A 295-nucleotide genomic window follows, 5' to 3' on the forward strand; every position below is an offset into this window, starting at 1 on the left:
CGCCGACCACGAACAGAAGCGAGGAACCCGCGACGTGACACCCTACGCCGGTCATTGACCGACCCGATTACAGAAGGTCTGTTAGAGCTTGATCAAGTCAGCGGCGGCTGCGAGGCAGAGGATGCCGAGGAAGGATCGGGCGGTCTTCTCGTAGCGGGTGGCCACGGCGCGCCATGCCTTCAGACGCGCCCACAGGTTCTCCACCCGCGAGCGGTTGTTCTAGAGCAGCATCCGATCATTCGGGCTCATAGCCTGCGGCGGTGAAGTAGCTTCGGCATTCGTTTGGAGTGAACTG

At 61.7% G+C, this 295-nt stretch carries 1 pseudogene; it reads right to left on the minus strand.

Annotation, left to right across the window (positions count from 1 at the left end):
* Positions 1 to 81 precede the first annotated feature (81 nt).
* Positions 82 to 219: pseudogene (locus tag JMJ55_RS30535) on the minus strand (transposase); the annotation flags it as partial.
* Between the last annotated feature and the right edge of the window lie 76 nt (positions 220 to 295).

This window comes from Belnapia mucosa (assembly GCF_016775475.1).
GTDB classification, from domain to species: Bacteria; Pseudomonadota; Alphaproteobacteria; order Acetobacterales; family Acetobacteraceae; genus Belnapia; species Belnapia mucosa.